The organism is Halocella sp. SP3-1 (assembly GCF_003953885.1).
GTDB lineage: Bacteria > Bacillota > Halanaerobiia > Halanaerobiales > DTU029 > Iocasia > Iocasia fonsfrigidae.
This window is the reverse complement of the sequence record NZ_CP032760.1, coordinates 747014-765822: the sequence shown is the minus strand read 5'-3', so window position 1 is coordinate 765822 and position 18809 is coordinate 747014. Positions and strand designations below refer to the sequence as shown.

The 18809-nt window shown below is 35.4% G+C and carries 18 protein-coding genes and 1 riboswitch; of the genes, 3 read left to right on the top strand and 15 right to left on the bottom strand.

The window, feature by feature from the left end:
- Positions 1-167 precede the first annotated feature (167 nt).
- From D7D81_RS20210 to ribD, 5 genes are read right to left on the bottom strand one after another with little or no spacing between them, the layout of a single operon-like run.
- Entirely contained in the window at positions 168-221 is a 54-nt protein-coding gene (locus tag D7D81_RS20210) for a hypothetical protein (RefSeq protein WP_353622110.1), read from the bottom strand.
- An 8-nt stretch (positions 222-229) separates the two neighbouring features.
- On the bottom strand, positions 230-694 hold the full coding sequence (gene ribH, locus D7D81_RS03605; RefSeq protein ID WP_125987391.1) for a 6,7-dimethyl-8-ribityllumazine synthase: 465 nt from the start codon (positions 692-694) through the stop codon (positions 230-232).
- A gap of 26 nt (positions 695-720) precedes the next feature.
- Positions 721-1914, bottom strand: coding sequence for a bifunctional 3,4-dihydroxy-2-butanone-4-phosphate synthase/GTP cyclohydrolase II (locus tag D7D81_RS03600; RefSeq protein ID WP_286170382.1), 1194 nt, complete (start codon positions 1912-1914; stop codon positions 721-723).
- A gap of 12 nt (positions 1915-1926) precedes the next feature.
- Positions 1927-2577 carry a riboflavin synthase gene (gene ribE / locus D7D81_RS03595; protein WP_125991889.1) on the bottom strand — a complete coding sequence of 217 codons (651 nt, stop codon included), beginning with the start codon at positions 2575-2577 and terminating at the stop codon, positions 1927-1929.
- Between the two features lie 13 nt (positions 2578-2590).
- Complete coding sequence (ribD, locus tag D7D81_RS03590) at positions 2591-3697, bottom strand: bifunctional diaminohydroxyphosphoribosylaminopyrimidine deaminase/5-amino-6-(5-phosphoribosylamino)uracil reductase RibD (protein WP_125987387.1); 1107 nt, start codon at positions 3695-3697, stop codon at positions 2591-2593.
- 363 nt (positions 3698-4060) lie between these two features.
- A riboswitch (FMN riboswitch) is annotated at positions 4061-4183 on the bottom strand.
- A 205-nt stretch (positions 4184-4388) separates the two neighbouring features.
- Here ribD and D7D81_RS03585 point away from each other — a divergent pair.
- The 3 genes from D7D81_RS03585 to D7D81_RS03575 all read left to right on the top strand — a co-directional run bounded on the left by D7D81_RS03585 (position 4389) and on the right by D7D81_RS03575 (position 7489).
- Entirely contained in the window at positions 4389-5882 is a 1494-nt protein-coding gene (locus D7D81_RS03585) for a PTS transporter subunit EIIC (RefSeq protein WP_125987385.1), read from the top strand.
- Between the two features lie 15 nt (positions 5883-5897).
- Entirely contained in the window at positions 5898-6533 is a 636-nt protein-coding gene (locus D7D81_RS03580) for an N-acetylmannosamine-6-phosphate 2-epimerase (protein ID WP_125987383.1), read from the top strand.
- 155 nt (positions 6534-6688) lie between these two features.
- Positions 6689-7489, top strand: coding sequence for a MurR/RpiR family transcriptional regulator (locus D7D81_RS03575; RefSeq protein WP_125987381.1), 801 nt, complete (start codon positions 6689-6691; stop codon positions 7487-7489).
- A 124-nt stretch (positions 7490-7613) separates the two neighbouring features.
- Here the strand turns inward: D7D81_RS03575 and ilvB are convergent, their stop codons facing one another.
- The 10 genes from ilvB to D7D81_RS03525 all read right to left on the bottom strand — a co-directional run bounded on the left by ilvB (position 7614) and on the right by D7D81_RS03525 (position 18700).
- Complete coding sequence (ilvB, locus tag D7D81_RS03570; protein WP_286170165.1) at positions 7614-9356, bottom strand: biosynthetic-type acetolactate synthase large subunit; 1743 nt, start codon at positions 9354-9356, stop codon at positions 7614-7616.
- A 452-nt stretch (positions 9357-9808) separates the two neighbouring features.
- The gene (locus D7D81_RS03565; protein WP_125987379.1) at positions 9809-11842 is read right to left on the bottom strand and encodes a methyl-accepting chemotaxis protein; all 2034 of its coding nucleotides are present in this window, start codon (positions 11840-11842) and stop codon (positions 9809-9811) included.
- A 148-nt stretch (positions 11843-11990) separates the two neighbouring features.
- Entirely contained in the window at positions 11991-12176 is a 186-nt protein-coding gene (locus D7D81_RS03560) for a hypothetical protein (RefSeq protein ID WP_125987377.1), read from the bottom strand.
- Between the two features lie 26 nt (positions 12177-12202).
- The gene (locus D7D81_RS03555; RefSeq protein ID WP_125987375.1) at positions 12203-13915 is read right to left on the bottom strand and encodes a methyl-accepting chemotaxis protein; all 1713 of its coding nucleotides are present in this window, start codon (positions 13913-13915) and stop codon (positions 12203-12205) included.
- A gap of 244 nt (positions 13916-14159) precedes the next feature.
- Complete coding sequence (locus D7D81_RS03550) at positions 14160-14693, bottom strand: nicotinamidase (protein ID WP_125987373.1); 534 nt, start codon at positions 14691-14693, stop codon at positions 14160-14162.
- A gap of 236 nt (positions 14694-14929) precedes the next feature.
- Positions 14930-15448, bottom strand: a complete 519-nt coding sequence (locus D7D81_RS03545; RefSeq protein ID WP_125987371.1) for a hypothetical protein — start codon at positions 15446-15448, stop codon at positions 14930-14932.
- A gap of 139 nt (positions 15449-15587) precedes the next feature.
- Positions 15588-16331 carry a Bax inhibitor-1/YccA family protein gene (locus tag D7D81_RS03540; protein WP_353622094.1) on the bottom strand — a complete coding sequence of 248 codons (744 nt, stop codon included), beginning with the start codon at positions 16329-16331 and terminating at the stop codon, positions 15588-15590.
- A 95-nt stretch (positions 16332-16426) separates the two neighbouring features.
- Entirely contained in the window at positions 16427-17506 is a 1080-nt protein-coding gene (locus D7D81_RS03535) for a hypothetical protein (RefSeq protein ID WP_125987369.1), read from the bottom strand.
- A gap of 125 nt (positions 17507-17631) precedes the next feature.
- The gene (locus D7D81_RS03530; RefSeq protein ID WP_125987367.1) at positions 17632-17901 is read right to left on the bottom strand and encodes a hypothetical protein; all 270 of its coding nucleotides are present in this window, start codon (positions 17899-17901) and stop codon (positions 17632-17634) included.
- A 415-nt stretch (positions 17902-18316) separates the two neighbouring features.
- Positions 18317-18700 carry a hypothetical protein gene (locus D7D81_RS03525; protein ID WP_125987365.1) on the bottom strand — a complete coding sequence of 128 codons (384 nt, stop codon included), beginning with the start codon at positions 18698-18700 and terminating at the stop codon, positions 18317-18319.
- Between the last annotated feature and the right edge of the window lie 109 nt (positions 18701-18809).

Sequence of the window (18809 nt, the reverse complement as noted above, 5' to 3'; positions counted from 1 at the left end):
ATTATTAACAAACAGAGACACCATCTATTATCAATTGACATACTATCTTCCATGTTATATTTAGTTAAGCTTATACAATGCATCCTCTTCTTCTAACTGTTCCTATCAATTCTCTCTTGAATTCTTGGCCTCTTAGGGTTACAAGTTGGGCGTCTAACAAAAGTAAGCTAGGCAAGTTTGGTTAAATAATAGCATTCTTCCCTGAGCATATGATCCAGCAAAAGTGGTGTCAAATTTCCTTTAACAGGTTAACCATTTCAATTAAAGACATTGCTGCATCAAAACCCTTATTACCTGATTTGGTCCCCGCCCTGGATATCGCCTGTTCAATGGTCTCTGTTGTTAAGACACCAAAAATAACCGGAATATTGGTATCCAGTCCAATCTTAGCAACCCCTTTAGCAACCTCAGCAGAAACATATTCAAAATGTGGTGTTTCCCCTCTGATAACAGCTCCCAGACAGATAATCCCATCATATTTCCCAGAATTGGCCATTTTCTGGGCTGCCAGTGGTATTTCAAAAGAACCTGGAACCCAGGCTATATTGATATTGTCACCTTTCACCCCATGCCTTTTAAGTCCATCTACAGCCCCTGCCAGCAGTTTTTGTGAAATAAATTCATTAAATCTACCTACTATAATACCAACTTTTATATCTTCACCTATTAGTTTACCTTCATAAGTAACTGTCATTATTTACAGCCCCTTTATTTTTTTTCTTAATTGGTGTTTAACAAATGTCCCAGTTTATCTTTCTTTACCTGGAGATAAAATTCATTCTCCTTATTCGGCTCTATCTCTAATGGCACTCGATCAGTAATTGTTAAACCATAACCTTCTAATCCAATAATTTTTCTGGGGTTATTAGTAATCAACCTTATAGAAGTCAACCCAAGATCAGCCAAAATCTGTGCCCCTAGACCATAATCCCTTAAATCAGCTGCAAAACCAAGGGCCTCATTGGCCTCAACTGTGTCCATTCCCTTATCCTGAAGGCTATAGGCCTTAATCTTATTAATTAAACCTATTCCCCTTCCCTCCTGACGCATATATACAAAAATCCCCTGCCCCTCAGCTGCTATCATTTTTAAAGCTGCAGCCAGCTGTTCTCCACAATCACAACGCAGTGACGCAAAAACGTCTCCTGTTAAACACTCTGAATGTACCCTGGTCAGGATATCTTCTCCACCACTAATATCTCCTTTTATAAGGACCACATGTTCCCTATCATCGACAATAGAAGTATAAACCCTGAGTTTAAATTTACCATACCTGGTAGGCAAAACAGCCTCGGCTGCCTTATGGACTAATCTATCCTTCTTCTTTCTATATTTTATTAAATCCTCTATACTAATAAGCTTTAATTGATGAATCTTGGCAAACTCCTTTAGTTGAGGCAACCGGGCCATTGTACCATCCTCATTAATAAGCTCACAGATAACAGCAGTTGGTTTTAATCCAGCCAGCCTACATAAATCCACTGCAGCTTCAGTATGCCCTGCCCGCCTTAAAACCCCACCCTTTCTAGCCTTTAAAGGAAAAACATGTCCAGGCCTATTAAAATCTACTGCCTTACTTGCCGGATTAACCAGTTCCTTAATAGTTAATGCCCTTTCAACAGCAGAAATACCTGTTGTAGTTGTCTTATGGTCCACTGATACTGTAAAAGCCGTCCCCTGTGCCTCTGTATTATCACTTACCATCCGGGGGATTTTAAGTTTTTCCAGGTCTTCTTCCTCCATGGGGACACAAACAAGCCCCCTGCCCTGGCTGATCATAAAATTAATACTAGCTGGGGTCACTTTCTCTGCTGCCATTACAAAATCACCTTCATTTTCCCGGGCTTCATCATCAACGACAATAACCATCTTACCTTCTTTTATAACATTAATTGCCTCTGCTATGGTATTCATCATATCTCCCCTCTAGAGAAACCCATTATCCCTTAAAAAATTTTTATCAATTTCAGAGCCATTCTTTTCATTTTCTCCTTTTTGCAGTATTTTATAAACATATTTAGCAATTAAATCTGTCTCAATATTAATCAGCTGACCCACTTTTAAGTTATCTAGATTAGTATCCTGCCGGGTAGTAGGTATCAAAGAAACCATTAGAGAATCCTGCCTGAGTTTCATGATAGTCAAACTAACCCCATTTAAGGCCACAGAACCCTTATCAACCATAAACTTTGTCAACTCTGAATCGACCATTATTTCAATTATCACTGCATTTTTTTCTATAGTAAGCCGCTTCACTTGACCCACACCATCAACATGGCCGCTAAGTAGATGCCCACCGAAAAAACCATCAGCCCTGACGGCCTGTTCCAGGTTTAGCTGAGAACCCTGTTTTAAATTACCTAAATTACTTGCCTGTAGAGTTTCAGGCATAATATCAGCAGCAAAAGATTCTCCAGTAAAATCAGCAACCGTAAGACAGACACCATTAACAGCTATACTATCTCCTTTTTTAATATTATTTAAAACCCTTTTAGCTTTAATTAACAGTTGATAGCTTTTTTCTGCCCTCAACCTCCCCTGTAAAATACCAAGTTCCTGTATAATCCCAGTAAACAAAATCCCACCACCTTTAAAGCTTACCACTTAAAAGAATATTATCCCCTAAAATCCTGTATTTAATATTTCTCAATTTTTTTACCTCTGCCATACTATCAGGACCTTCCCCTGTAAAACTGGCTATGCCATCATTTCCTCCCAGAACTTTGGGGGTAATAAAAGCATATACTTTATCTATTAAGTTCTCCTGTAGGAATGAATAATTTACCCTACCACCTCCCTCAACTAAAATACTCCCTATACCCCTTTCATGTAGTTTATTTAATAATATCTTCAGAGGAATCCTCCCTTTAGTATCTAAAGCCATTGGTAAAAGCTCTATATTTTTTTTATTAGTATACAGATTTCTTCTGGTTGTATTAAGCTGTTCATCAATTACCAGAATGGTTCTTGCTGCAGAATCCTGATTAAGGAGCCTGGCATCTAAAGGTGTCTCCAGCCGGGAGTCAAGTATAATCCTAATACTGTCCTTTCCCTTATCATCTGGCAAACGGGTTGTTAACGAGGGATTATCTGCCAAGATTGTACCAACCCCTACTAAAATGGCATCTACCTTATGTCTTAATCTATGGCCCATTAAACGGGCTTTCTCATTACTGATCCATTTAGATTCTCCGGTTTTAGTTGCCAGAAAACCATCCAGTGTCTGGGCTATCTTTAGATAAACAAAGGGGTAATCTGAAGTAATATATTTTATAAAAGACTCATTGAGTTCCCGGGCCTCATCTGCTAAAAGACCTATTTTAACCAGTATACCGGCTTTTTGCAGTTGTTTTATTCCTCTACCTGAAACCCTGGGATTAGGGTCTTCCATAGCAATAACTACCTGTCTAATACCTGATTCTATTATTTTTAAGGAACAGGGTGGTGTTTTTCCATAATGACTACAGGGTTCCAGATTTACATAGATAGTTGCCCCTTCAGCCTGCTTACCGGCTTCATCTAAGGCATATACCTCTGCATGAGGCCCACCATAATACCTATGATAACCCCTACCAACAACCTCCCCATCTTTAACAACAACAGCCCCTACCAGTGGATTAGGACTGGTATACCCCTCCCCCTTCCAAGCCAGTTTTAATGCCTCTCTCATGTAATATAGGTCATCTTTTTTATCCATTTATATCTCCTTTCAGAACGAAATGGCCTACGGCCATCCGGATTAATCAAAAATTCCAGCTTTCTTAACTTAGACTATTTATTACACATAGTTAATCAATAAACTATTAACCAGACAGATATATTTGTTGTACGACTCTAGAAATTATCCGTAGGCAGGACGCCGAAGGAGAATTTCTCGACAGTAAACGGAGGTAGGACACCGCAGCGCACGACAAGGGAAACAAATATATCTGTCGGCCTTCAAAGTTATCCACAATCTCAAAATCGCATAGTTTCCTGACACAAAAAAATCCCTTCCATTTACTGGAAAGGATTATATATCATCATCTACCTAGTCATAATATCTACATAGATAAAACAATTATACTAACTCCCTTCCAGACTATACTGTCGGTTCTGGAATTTCACCAGATCAACCTTTTTATAAAAAGGCTTGTGGACTTTAACCACCGGTAGGGAATTTCACCCATCCTCATTAGTATTTAAATAACTATATTCAGCTTTGCCATTATCATACCATTATTTTTATAAATTGTAAAGTAAAATTAACAAAAAACACTAGTCTGTAATCTTCCTTAATTCAAAAAAATCTTGAACTTAATAATTATTTATGTTAATATTTAATTATCCCTGAAAATTATTTTCAGGGATAATTAAAATGTGAAAATAAATCACAAAAGGAGGAACAAATGTTTAAACAGTTACAAAAAATAGGGAAATCGTTTATGCTGCCGATTGCAATACTACCGGCAGCAGGTCTATTACTTGGCGTTGGTGGAGCATTATCTAATCCTAATACTGTTCAGGCATATCCATTTTTAGATATTGCCTGGCTTCAGGGACTTTTTAGTATAATGGCTTCAGCTGGAAACACAGTTTTTGGGAATCTTGCTTTAATTATGACTGTTGGTCTTTCTTTAGGTCTTGCTAAAAAAGATAAGGGTACTGCTGCTTTAGCTGGTGTTGTTTCATTTTTAGTTATGAATGCTTCTATCAATGGTATGATTAGTGCATTTAATACTAATGTAAGTTCTGTTGATACTGGAGTTGTTGGTTCTATTGTTATTGGTACGATGGTTTCATATCTACATAATCGTTATCGTAATATACAATTACCTAGATTTTTGGGATTTTTTGGCAGTTCGCGTTTTGTTCCAATTATATCTTCTTTTGCTTCAATAGGTATTGGTTTTTTATTTTTCCTTACCTGGCCTACATTTCAGGGTTGGTTAACGAGTGCAGGTAAATCAATAGCTGGTTTTGGAGTTTTTGGAACTTTTTTGTATGGATTTTTATTAAGATTAACTGGAGCAGTTGGACTCCATCATATGATTTATCCATTGTTTTGGTACACAGAATTAGGTGGTGTTGCTCAGGTTGCAGGAAAGACTATTGCAGGAGCACAAAAGATATTTTTTGCTCAATTAGCTGATCCGAACCATACCGGACTTTTTACTGAAGGAACAAGATTTTTTGCCGGCCGTTTTGCGACAATGATGTTTGGCCTTCCAGCAGCAACACTTGCGATGTATCACACAGTTAAAAAATTTAAGAGGTCTGCTGTAGTAGGTTTATTTTTTAGCGCAGCCTTAACTTCTTTTATTACAGGCATAACTGAACCAATTGAGTTTATGTTTTTATTTGTTGCACCTTGGTTATATGTAATTCATTCATTTTTTGATGGATTGTCTTTTGCTATAGCAGATATATTGAATATTTCTATTGGTAATACATTTTCTGGAGGATTAATTGATTATTTATTGTTTGGGATACTACAAGGTAATGCAGCAACAAATTGGATTTATGTGTTGATTGTTGGACCTATTTGGTTTGCTTTATATTATTTTTCATTTAGATTTCTAATTCAAAAGTTTGATGTTCCAACTCCTGGACGTGAAAAAGAAGATGAGGAAAAGATAAATGTAGTAAGTAATGATTCCTTAGCTGATACAGCCAAAGCAGTATTGCTGGCCTTAGGTGACAAGGGAAATATAGAGGAAATGGATGCCTGTATAACAAGATTGAGGGTTTCTGTGAAAGACACAGATAAAGTTGATAAAGAAAAAATAAAATCTCTTGGTGCTACCGCTGTTCTTGAGGTTAAAGGTGGAGTTCAAGCAATTTTTGGAGCAATGGCAGATCCTCTAAAACAAAAAATTAATGAGCTTATTAACAATGAATAGAATAGGATGATTTTTATGAATAAGGGATTAATTGTTTCCTGCCAGGCTTTGAAAGACGAACCATTACACAGCTCATTTATTATGAGTAAAATGGCTTTAGCCGCAAAAATGGCTGGAGCGGTAGGTATTAGAGCTAATGGTGTCAGGGATATTTTGGAAATAAAAAAAGAAGTAGACCTTCCTTTAATTGGTATTATAAAAAAAGAATATAAAAACAAGAAAGCATATATTACTCCAACAATGAAGGAAGTAGCGGCTCTTATTGAAACTGAAATTGATACAATTGCAATTGATGCTACAATTGATCAAGATGAAGAATTTTTAAAAGAAGTTTTAAATAAATATACTAAGCAGAAGTTCATGGCAGATATATCAACTATCGATGAAGGTTTAAGAGCGGAAGATTTAGGATTTGATTATATTAGTACAACACTTGTTGGTTATACTGAACAATCTTTAAATGAAAATAAGTTTTATATTTTAAAAAAATTAATTGAAAGAGCAAAACTTCCAATAATTGCTGAAGGAAATTTTGATACACCTGAAAAAGCTAGAAAAGCAATGAAAATGGGTGCCTATGCAGTTGTAGTAGGAAGTGCTATTACAAGACCACAAATAATAGCCAAAAAATTTGTTGATAATTTAAATTAATGTTGATTAAACCTCTTCTATATCTTATTATATAAGATATAGAAGAGGTTTTTGTTTTTTTAGAAAAGAGAAAGTACTTAATTTAATTGTTAAATTTATATACTATGATTAGGTCAGCAATCTTGCGAAACGAAATTCTTATAGGGGGGAAATCTATGGATACTCTTCTTGAAATCCAAAAAAAATTTAATAACTTTACAGAAAAAGAAAAAAAAGTAGCAAGATACATTTTAAAAAATAAAAGTAAAATAAAAAATAAAAGTATTACTAACCTGGCTACGGCTACAGATACTTCAACAGCAACAATAACTAGATTTTCTAAAAAAATAGGGGTAAATAGTTTTGTTGAATTAAAGATGAAACTTCATACTTTTAATGAATTAGAAAATTACAATAAAATAGATGATATTTTTGTAAATATCACTAATTATTATAAAAAGGTCTTAAAAAATTCTCAGCAGTTAGTTGATAAAAGTAGTATTAATAAACTCGTAGAAAAAATAAAAAATGCGGCAAAAATTTACATTTATGGTATTGGTAGTTCAGGACTAACTGCTTCAGAGATGATGTTACGCTTATTGAGGATGGGGTTTGATGTTTATAGTATTACTGATTCTCATTTAATGAAAATAAACAGTGCAATTATTTCAGAAAAAGATTTGGTGATAAGTATATCTATTTCAGGTAAAACTAAAGAAATAATTAAGTCATTAAAAGTTTCTAAAGAAAATGGGGCAGAGATTGTTACAATTACCAGTTTTGAAGATACTCCTATTCTTCAATATTCTGATATGAATTTTTTAATATATAATACAGCATTTGTTGGACAGCAGAGATTTATCAATTCACAATTTTCTGCGATGTATCTATTAGATATAATCTGTACAATTTTACTTCAAAATAAAGAACTTAATCATAAATATCAAAAAACAGTGTCTGCTATTCTTGAAGATTAGTAGAGACATATCATCATCTACCTAGTCATAATATCTACATAGATAAAACAATTATACTAACTCCCTTCCAGACTATACTGTCGGTTCTGGAGTTTCACCAGATAAACCTTACTAATGTTCAATACTAATGTTCAATATCCTGCCTTAGAATCATATCATCCAGACTACCACCTGCCGGAACCATAGGAAAGACATTCTCTTCCTCTTCTATAATAAAATCAAGTAGATAGGCCTCATTACTATCAAGGGCTTCCTGTAGGGCTGGTCTTATTTCCTCCGGCTTACTTACCCTTTTCCCCTTAATACCATACCCCTTAGCAACCTGAACAAAATCAGGAATCATCTCAGGACAGTCTTCACCTGGTCCTGAACACCGGGGTGGGCACCCTTCCTGCCGCCTTAAACAGGTAGCAGAATAACGTTTGTCGAAAAACAATTCCTGCCACTGCCTCACCATTCCCAGGTACTGGTTATTAAAGATTATAATCTTAATCGGTAGTTTATTTTTGGCTACTGTAGCCAGTTCCTGAATATTCATCTGAAAACTACCATCACCTGCCAGGCAGAAAACATCAGCTCCAGGATTACCAAGTTGTACCCCGATTGCCGCCGGGAAACCATAGCCCATTGTTCCTAACCCACCAGATGTAATAAAACTACGCGGTTTACTAAAACTGTAATGATGTGCTGCCCACATTTGGTGCTGACCAACCTCAGTAGTAATCAGAGCCTCTCCCTTAGTCAAATTATCAATTTCTTCAATAATCTCTCCAGGGAGCAATTTACCAGTCTTTCCTGAGCCCCTTCTCCGTTCAAGTCCCCTCCATTCTTGAATCTCTCTCAACCATTGACCATGTTTTTCCTTCTCAACAAGTGAATTTAAATCCTCCAAAACCCTCTTAACATCACCAACTATTGGAATATCTGCTTTGACCAGTTTACTAATCTCTGCCGGATCAATATCAACATGAATAATCCTGGCTTCAGGGGCAAAAGAATCCAGTTCACCTGTTACCCGATCATCAAAACGAGCCCCTAGAGCAATTATTAGATCAGCATTGGTCATAGCCAGATTAGCCTCTGTTGTACCATGCATTCCAAGCATTCCCAGGCTTAAAGAGTTCTTTTCATCAAAGGAACCAATCCCTGTTAGGGTTGTTGTCACAGGAATCTCAGCCTTAGCTGCCAGCTGCCTTAATTGTTCACTGGCCCCGGAGATTATAACCCCACCACCAGCATAAATTACTGGTTTATGAGCTTGATTAATCAACTCTGCCGCCTTTTTAATCTGCAACAAATTACCTTGATAGGTCGGTTTATAACCGGGTATGGAAACAGCAGCCGGGTAATTGAATTCAGTTTCAGCAGATAGAACATCCTGTGGCAGGTCAACCAGAACAGGCCCAGGTCTACCAGTTTGTGCAATATAAAAAGCCTCTTTAATAACCCGAGCCAAATTTTTAACACCATCAACAATATAATTGTTTTTGGTAATTGGTAGGGTAACCCCTTTAATATCTGCTTCCTGAAAACCATCTGTCCCAATCATCGAATGGGCTACCTGACCTGTAAAAGCTACCACCGGTACTGAATCCATGTTGGCAGTGGCCAGTCCTGTTACTAAATTAGTTGCCCCCGGCCCAGAAGTAGTAATACAGACACCAACTTTACCAGTAGAGCGGGCATACCCATCTGCTGCATGAATACCCCCCTGTTCGTGATGTGGCATAATATGTTTAATATCCGCATCATATAGCACATCATAAATCGAGATTACCTTTGCCCCCAGATACCCAAAGATAAGCTCAACACCCTCTTGATGAAGCGACTCAACAAAAATCTCAGCACCAGTCATCTTTTTCACCATTGCTCACTCCTCTTTTTTTATCATCTAAAATTAAAAAACTCCCGTCCTAATTAATAGAAAACTATTAATTGGGACGGGAGTTATATCTCACGTGGTACCACCCAAATTCACCACCACTTACGCAGCAGCCTTAAGTACACATATGTTTTTAAACATATTTCATACCTCGGCATCTGGTAACGGGTGCCATTTTCCTCAAAAAGGATACCGGTAAAACCTACTCACAGTTTTTCAGCTTTACAGTTCAAGGGCTACAAAAACAGTTTAGCTAGATACCGGTTTCTCAGCACCCCGGTTCTCTGTAATCCTTTAAAACCATCTTCCTCCCTATCAAAACATTTAGGTATATAATTATTGTATTTAAGTATACACTAGCTATTAAACATTGTCAAGAAAAATCCCTGCCAAATTTTGATATTTTTAAAACCTTTTTGTGACTAAAAAATTTTATTTTACAGTCTGAATTTTTTTACAGCAGTAGACATTTCTTCAGCCATATCAGCTAACTGCTTAGAAGAAGAGACTATCTCTTCTGTCGCAGCAACCTGCTCTTCACTGGAGGCTGCAACTTCCTCTGAACTACTGGCAAACTCCTGACTCACCTTGGCTATTTCCTCCATAATCTGCTGGAAACTATAACTCCTTTCAGCCATAGTCTGGGCATTTTGTGTGAGATTTCTTACTACCTCTTTGAGACCCTCTGCTTCATTATTAATTTCTGTAAAAATACTTCCATTTTCTTCAATAGCCTCTACACTGGTATTAACAGAGGTAATACTATCATCCATTTTGTTAGTAGCAGTAAGTACCCCATTCCTGATATCTTTAATTAGACCGGTAATTTTTCCTGTGGCATCTGCTGATTCCTCAGCTAAATCCCTTATTTCATCTGCCACAACACTAAAGCCCCGTCCAGCTTCACCTGCCCTGGCAGCCTCAATAGCTGCATTTAAGGCAAGTAGATTGGTCTGTTCAGCAATACTACTGATTAATTCTACAATCTCACCAATCTCATCTGATCTTTCACCCAGATCACTAATAACACTGGAAACCTCTTCTGTATCTTCCTTAACATTCTTGATCTTCTCAATAGACTCACTAACCGATTTACTCCCTCTAGTAACACTTTCCATCATGTTTGCTGTCGTATTATTCATAGTATCTGCACCTTTATTTACTTCATCCACCTGTTCAATTAAACCAGAAAGGTTTTCAATAGTATCATCAACCTGAGCAGACTGTTCTTCAGCTCCAGCAGCAACCGTCTGAATAGTCGTTCCTACTTGTTCTGCTGCCTCTCCCACCTGCTCACCTGAGGCTGACAACTCCTCACTGGAGGCAGCTACCTGTTCAGATGTATTACTTATTTGAGCAATCATCTGTCTAAAGTTTTTATTCATCCGGGCGAAAGAATCTGTTAATTTACCTAACTCATCCTTTCTATCTAAATATCCCTCAGCTATATCCTGTGACAGGTCACCATCTGCCAATAATTCTGCCTGTTTTGTTACTGCTAAAATAGGCTTTGAAATACCCTTTGAAAAGAGATAGATAACAACTGCCGAGACAATTATACTAAGTAAAATAATTATCAATAACCCTATTTTCAATTTATTTATACCTGCCATATAATTTGTTACTGGTTCATAGGTAACAATATACATACCATATTCTTCACTCTTAGTGAAAGACGCTATATTTTCAATCCCATTTAAGGTAAAATAAGCTATGCCTGAACCATCTTTTTTCATTGTTTGATAAAAATCCTTCAAATTCTCTTCTTGCTGAAAATCAAGACTAAGCACATGCTCAGAATCTTCCGCTGACAGGGTAAGGCCTGCTGTATCTAAAATAAGGGTCTTAAACTCACTACTGGAATGTCCCTTAATAATCTTTTCTGATAAGACATTTAACTCAATTGCCATTGCTAAAATACCCTGCCGCTCTCCATTATCATCTCTCACTGACCCCATAACTGATATAACAGGTCGACCTGTAGTCGGCGAAAGTGTAGGATTCCTGACTGTTAATTCCTGTAGATTTGCCAGGTCTTCCTTTGCCATCTGCCAGCCTACAGATTTGCCACCGATCCCATCAACCACAGTTGTATTTCCATACATTAAAAATAGATTCTCAAAGAGGCCATCACCTTCTGCAAAGTTTTCCTGTAAATTCTGTTCTATTCTTGTGAGACGTATACTATCTAACTCACCTGTTGCCCCAGCCTCCTTAAACGTCTCAAGAATATACGGCTGTCTGGCCATCGTTTTAAGCTGATTTACCAAATTTTTTAATGCTAATTCAAGCTGGCTCTGCTTTTCAACAGCAATATTAAATAATGAATCACTTGCTTCCTGACCAATATATTTACCTGCCAAAAATGATGAAGAAAACAGGCTGATAAGCATAGGTATTAGCATACATAATAATGAAATAACCAGAATCTTACCGAACAAACTGTTGATTTTAGGTAATTTTAATTTCATTAATAAGCTCCCTTCTTTCTTATATATTTTTTAAAAAATCTTAGTTTTACTAAACTAAGATATACTTTACTATAACTTAAACTTATCAAGCTCATTAGCTAGCTTATCAGCCACATCGACCAGTTCTCTGGCACCTGAGGCTATCTCCTCAATTAAGTTCAATCTGTTCCTCACTAAAGACTGTTACCTCTTCAGCATTACCTGCTGTTTGCTGGCTTACTATCACAATGTTTTCCATAACAGCTGGTATTTCATTAAAAACCTGTCCATCTTCTTTATCTCTCTGAAATATTAATTTATGTAAACCTAATAGAACCGTATTTAGATCATTCATAAACACGGTTCTTATAACACTGTCCTCTATAATTTAAACTTATCAACCTCATTAGCTAGCTTATCAGCCACATCGGCCAGTTCTCTGGCACCCGAGACTATCTCTTCAGTTGAGGCAATCTGTTCTTCACTGGAGGCTGCTACCTCTTCTGCATTACCTGCTGCTTCCTGGCTTACTGCTGCAACATTTTTTATAGCCTGTGATATTTTATCACTATTTTCAGCTAGTTCCTTACTTTTTTCATTGACACCAGTAATAAGTTCCATCAATTCACTAGAGACCTGATTTATATCATTAAAAATCTGCCCATTTTCTTCAATAGATACTACACTACTATTAACTGTAGACATACTTTTATCCATCTTTTTAACTGCTTCACTTACATCATGTTGGATTTGTTTTATCAAATTTGCAATTTTCTCGGTTGACTTAGTTGAGTCTTCAGCCAGTCCCCTGATCTCCTCAGCCACTACACTAAAACCCTTACCTGCTTCCCCTGCCCGGGCGGCTTCAATTGCTGCATTTAAAGCCAGGAGATTGGTCTGATTGGCTATACTATTAATAATCTCAATAATACCTCCAATCTCTCCTGAAGCCTTACCCAGAGACTCTATAATACCAGCAACCCCCTGGACATCTCCTTTTACATTATCTATTTCATTAATTGATTTATCTACTGACTGCTTGCCCTCTTTTATTTTACCCATCACAGTTTTGGCAGAACTACTCATGTTAACAGAACTTGAATTAACCTCTTTAACCTGACTAATCATATGCTCAACATTTTTACTGGTTTCCTCTATCTGAGCCGACTGTTCCTCTGCACCTGAGGCTACATTCTCAATTGCACTACCTACCTGTTCGGCTGTTTCTCCTACCTGTTCACCTGAAGCAGAGAGTTCTTCACTTGAGGCAGCTACCTGGTTAGCCACATCTTTGACATCATTTATTAGATTACTGAAATTCTCTTGCATTGTTACCAGGGAATTAGTAATCTGACCTATCTCATCTTTTCTTTCTAGATAATTGACTGCTTTACTATTTTCATCATATGTCAAATCATAATTTGCCAGTTTATTAATAATTTGTGTTAAGTCAATAAGAGGATCAGCAATTAATTTAGAAATAAAAAAGATTAGGGGCAGTGTTATTACCAATACTATTAGTAAAATATAAGCTAACCCCTTAAAAGCACTATTAATCATACCATTAACAAATTCTTTGGAAGTACCTAAAGACCATATCCCAATAATTTTGCCCTGACTGTTTTTTATTGGTGTATAGGCAGTTTGATAAAGAGTACCTATCACATCAGCCTCCCCGTAATAGGTTTGTCCATTCCTTAAGACTGTTTCAGCTACTACATCAGATATAGCTGTTCCAACAGCCCTTTGACCATTTTCCTTTACATTGGTTGTTGTTCTGATGTTATTAGCAAAGATTGTTACAATATCATCGGTTAATTCCCCTATATAATCAACCACCTCATTATTACCACTTATTAAGGTATTCCCTTTATATAATTTATTGCCTTCCAATCTCCAATCCCCTGAATACTTTTCATTTATAATAGCCAACCCAGTAGCTAAATCCGATCTTGCTTTTTCAACAGCTGCTTCTTTTGCTTCATTACTAATTATTATTCTTAGAACTACAATAGAAGGAACCACTAATAATGATATACCTAAAACAAACGTTACAATAAATTTTATTCTTATCGACCAATCTTTAAAATGCATACTTTTCTCCTCCTAGTTCTTAATTTGTTATTAACCTTTTGCTAATATTTTCCAAGTCCAATCTAAAGATAAAATTATTCTGTCATTCGACAAATATCGATTTTTTACGCTATTTATTATAATATAGCACAAAAGTACTAACAAAAGTACTAACAAAATCTTAGTTACTATTATTTTGAACCTATGTTCTGAGTTTTTAACAAAAAAAAAACACCCTTAATAGGGTGGTAAAATAATCTATAATTTAAATGCTGGAATAATTAATATAGTTAATCCCCTTACTTTCCATCTCTTTTACTGCCTTTTCTACATCCTCTTCCTTAATACCTGCCACACCCTCTCTAATTACAAATACCTTAAAACCCTTTTCCACAGCATCTATAGCTGTAGCTTTTACACAATACTCAGTAGCCAGACCAGTAAGATAGAGCTCCTCTACATTATTCCCCCGCAGAAAACCTTCTAAATCATCATTAGTAGCCTCAAAAACTGAATAACCATCATCTTTGTTATCTGTCCCTTTTAAAAAAACCTTAGTTATTTTCTTTCTTTTTAAGTCAGGATGTAATTTAGCTCCTTCAGACTCTCTTACACAATGAACCGGCCACTTATCAAAGTGGACAGTTTTCACCGGATGCCAGTCCTGAGAGGCCAGTACCAGGGGAAATTTATCTAGTAACTGATTAATTATAGGAACAACTTTACCCCCTTCCGGCACTGCCAGTTTCCCCCCGGGGCAAAAGTCATTCTGCAGATCAACAATTAATAATGCCTTCATAATTTAGATACCCCTTTTCTTTCTACTAATCTTAAACCTATGTTATCTGTAATATTCTTTTTCTCAGTTTATATATAACATTTTGCAATTTTATTGACAAGTATTTTAAGCACGTCTATTCAAAAAATATCAGCCTACTCCCCCAATTATATATCCCTATTTATATCTTTTCGAACATACACCTAAAAATTATATTATTAAAAATTCAATTTAGCTTTTAATTTTCACTTAAAACTTTAATCACCCGCCGAATTATTATTTTCCAGGGCTTCTTTTATTCTACCACAGATATCTAATAGACTATAATTATTTTTTAATCTACCCATTTCATAAATTTTCCCGATTGTTTCATAATCCATCTCAACCCCTGGTGCATATCGATAAATATCAACTATTAATTCATCAAGGTCTTGAATATTATTCAGATCAATTTTTTCTCCGTTAGCAGAAATCATATAAACTGCATAACCCCTGTACTTTTCTCTCCACTTAATTGCCCTTATCTGCCCCCACCTTATAAAACACTCGCTTGTTCCAAAACCCTCTACACTTTTTATACCCTTATCTGTTAAAAACACCTTTTTCCCAAAAGCTAAAACACTTACCCATGCAGCTAAAAAAGAAAGCACCACTGCAATAAGTGCGCCAAAATCAAACTCATTTGAAATACCCGAAATAAAAATACAAATAAAGATAAATGTTAAAACTAAATAAAAAAACTTTGCCAGTGCCGTGATTGTATATTTCTTATTCATTTACCTTACTCTTTTCTATCATCTTTATCACCCCAAATAAAATATAAAATGTATATATAGCTAGTATAATAGGATAGTTAAGCCACCTCTAAAACAAAGTGGCTTAACTCTAAATATGGTAACTTTACAACTAAATAAACTAATCTCTACTACGCCCAAAAATCCTCAATAACATAAGGAAGAGATTAATGAAATCCAGATACAAAATCAAAGCCCCAATAATACTCTGTTTTTGATCCTGGGCTGTTCCTTCATCACCTATAACATTCATCTGTTTTATTTTCTGGGTATCATAAGCTGTTAATGCTGTAAAGATTATTACCCCAGCATAAGTGATAATCCAATAGAGAGCAGTACTATTCAAAAACATATTTACTAAAGAAGCAAGAATAATTCCAATTAAACCCATCAAACACAAATTACCAGCACTTGTCAAATCTTTATCGGTAAAATAACCGTAAATACTCATAACCCCGAAAATAGAAGCAGTCACAAAAAAAGTGCCTGCAATTGAACCCATAGTATAGGCCAGGAATATACAGGATAGGGTCAGGCCATTAATTACCGAATAAAGTAGATAGCTGATCATTGCTGTAGGAACAGCCATCTTGTTTATTCTGCGGGATAAGATCCAGACTAATAGCAATTCACTAATTAACAAAGCAAAAAAGACTGCCTCATTACCAAATATAAACATTAGAATAGTCTCAGAAGAAATAGTAATTAAAGAAACTACAGCTGTAATCATTAATGCCAGAAACATCCAACCGTAAACTTTTACTATAAACCTTCGCTGCTCACCTGCTACATCAAGATTGTTAAGACCTGGTTCTCCCTGCTGCATCCTGGGGGAATATGGGATTGGTTCATTTTTTGTTTTCATAATATACATCTCCTTTATTATTAATAATATATGAAAAGGCAAATATAAAGAGCGCCTTACCCCTACATGTAAAAATTTTTTGCAAAATTACCAGACTAGAAACATAATTCAGGTTCTTTGTACTCAAAAACAGCATATCCAGTTGGATAGGAATTACCTCTATCATAAACTGTAATAGCCATTTTGTCTTCTAATTCTGATAAAAAGTAAAAATTATCACTATTAACTATAGCCCCACTTATATCTGTAAGTATATCAGCAATATAATATGCTCCATACTCATCTGGAAGTTCCTGATTATCAACTGTTGTATAGGGCAGCGCTTCAAATTTAGCTATTCCAATTGGTAATGGATTCCCCTTTTCAAAAACTATTAAAACAATATCACCCAAAACCGTTTTAGTTATTAATGCTATTTCCTGACCATTAATCTCTACCTCTCTTATCTCTCCCACCTCTTTGGGTATATAATATATACCCTCTTCATTTGGTAAATTTCCAGTCCCTATTTCATCAGAACTTTTTATTTCAAACAATTCGTAAGAAGTTGTAGAATCCAAATGATATGTAAACATCATTAAATTGCCATTTGTTTTTTTACTGGTAAAAATCATTCCATCTTCAGTCATAGTCATGTCTATTAAATCTGTAGCTTCTTTTGGTATATATAGTTCCTTTTCAAGTTCTTCTTCTCCTTTTTCCCTATCTTTAGCATTAAATTGATATAAAGAATCAGGATAGGAATTCCCTGGTTCATAGATACATACTGATACATTCCCCTTATCTGTTCGAGAAGCCAGAAATGTCTCTGAACCAACATAAATTACCCCTATAACATCAGTTGACTCAGCAGGTAGATAAAAACTCCCCTTTTTACTTTCAAGAGAATGGTTTTTTATATCTTCCAAACGGGTAGCTTCAAATTGATATGTACCAAGACAATGGGAATTTCCAATCTCATAAAAAGATGTATATACATTCCCGTCATCTCCTAAAGCAGTAATAGCAAAAACAGAACCATCAATAATATTTATATCCCTAACGTCTAACAAAGTATTTGGATAGTAATAAATTCCTTGCTTATCTGGTAAAGATTCTGCTAAAACAAAATTAGAAAACACAAGTACTATAAATACTAAAATACACACATTGAATTTGAGTTTTGATATTTGCATTTATATTTTCTCCTTCTTAGAAAGCATTTTTTATTTTGGCCAATTTAATTAAAATTTCTTTGAAAAATCTATATAATCTTGTCTCAAAAAAATAGAGTCCCCAAACACCATTGGGGCCACTAAAATCAAATGGCAACATATAAAATACTGGCAATCATTGCAATTATACTGTCAAAAATTATCTCCTTAGCCTGATATGATTTGACTTCTGAGTTACTATCTTTCATATTGAATCCAACAATCAAACCAGCAGGCCATAAAAGTAGTGCTAAACACCTCCTGCGCAAAAGGCCCTTTTTACTAAGTCCCCCATATTCTTCTGGATTTTCAATCTTTCCTACCTTCCAGATGCTTAATTTTTCTCTTACTTCCTTAGGTAATTCTGTACTCATCATAATCCCTCCTATTTTAAAATATATATGTTATTTGCTAAAAAAACTAATAAGTTTTAGCAAAAAATTAATTAATAATAATAACTAAAAATGAATAACAAATTCGTAAGCTGATAGTCCCTGAAATAAACGGTTAAATGACTAAACAAAAGGACAAATGGGATCCACCTAAGAGCAAGACTAGACATAGGCTACAGATAATCAAAAAAGCAATCTAATTTATATCCCCCTTCACGGAAAAGGTTTTCTAGCACAATTTTTATATTTATCTTACATTTATCACATATTTTTTACAATATGTTTATATTTCTTGATAGTAAAATAATACCCTGCTACTTTTTAGCTAAATAGTACTTTTTTACTAAAAAAAGTACCAGTTTTCACTGGTACTTTTATACATTTCAAGTGATTTGTCAAATTATTGAATTTCAACACTAGAACTGGCTATTTTTTCCCCACCAGGTTTAGAAAATACAACTTTATATTCTCCAGGGTCTGCAAAATAAACTGTTAATGCAAAAATATTCCAATCAGGGTTAACCTCCCTTTCCCCTCGATCAAAAAGTTGTTCAGATTCACCATTTACTTTATATAGGGAAACTTCTAATTTGTTTGTTCCGAAAGACTCAGGGCTTTCAATTCTGACTGCAAGCTGTCCTGTAGTAAAAACAGAACCTGAATTAATAGGTTTCAAATTATCATCTACACTTTCACAAAAAGTTACTTCAGCACCTCCACCACAACCCACCAAAACAAACACTACTAATACAAGTAAGATAAAACAATTAATTTTTCTCTGCAAATAATCCCTCCAAATGAATTATTGCTTTTGCACCTTTTTTCACATATAATAGCTATAATTCCTCAAAAAAAACAAATCTCCTCTATTTTTAGTAAAATTGTCCTAATAA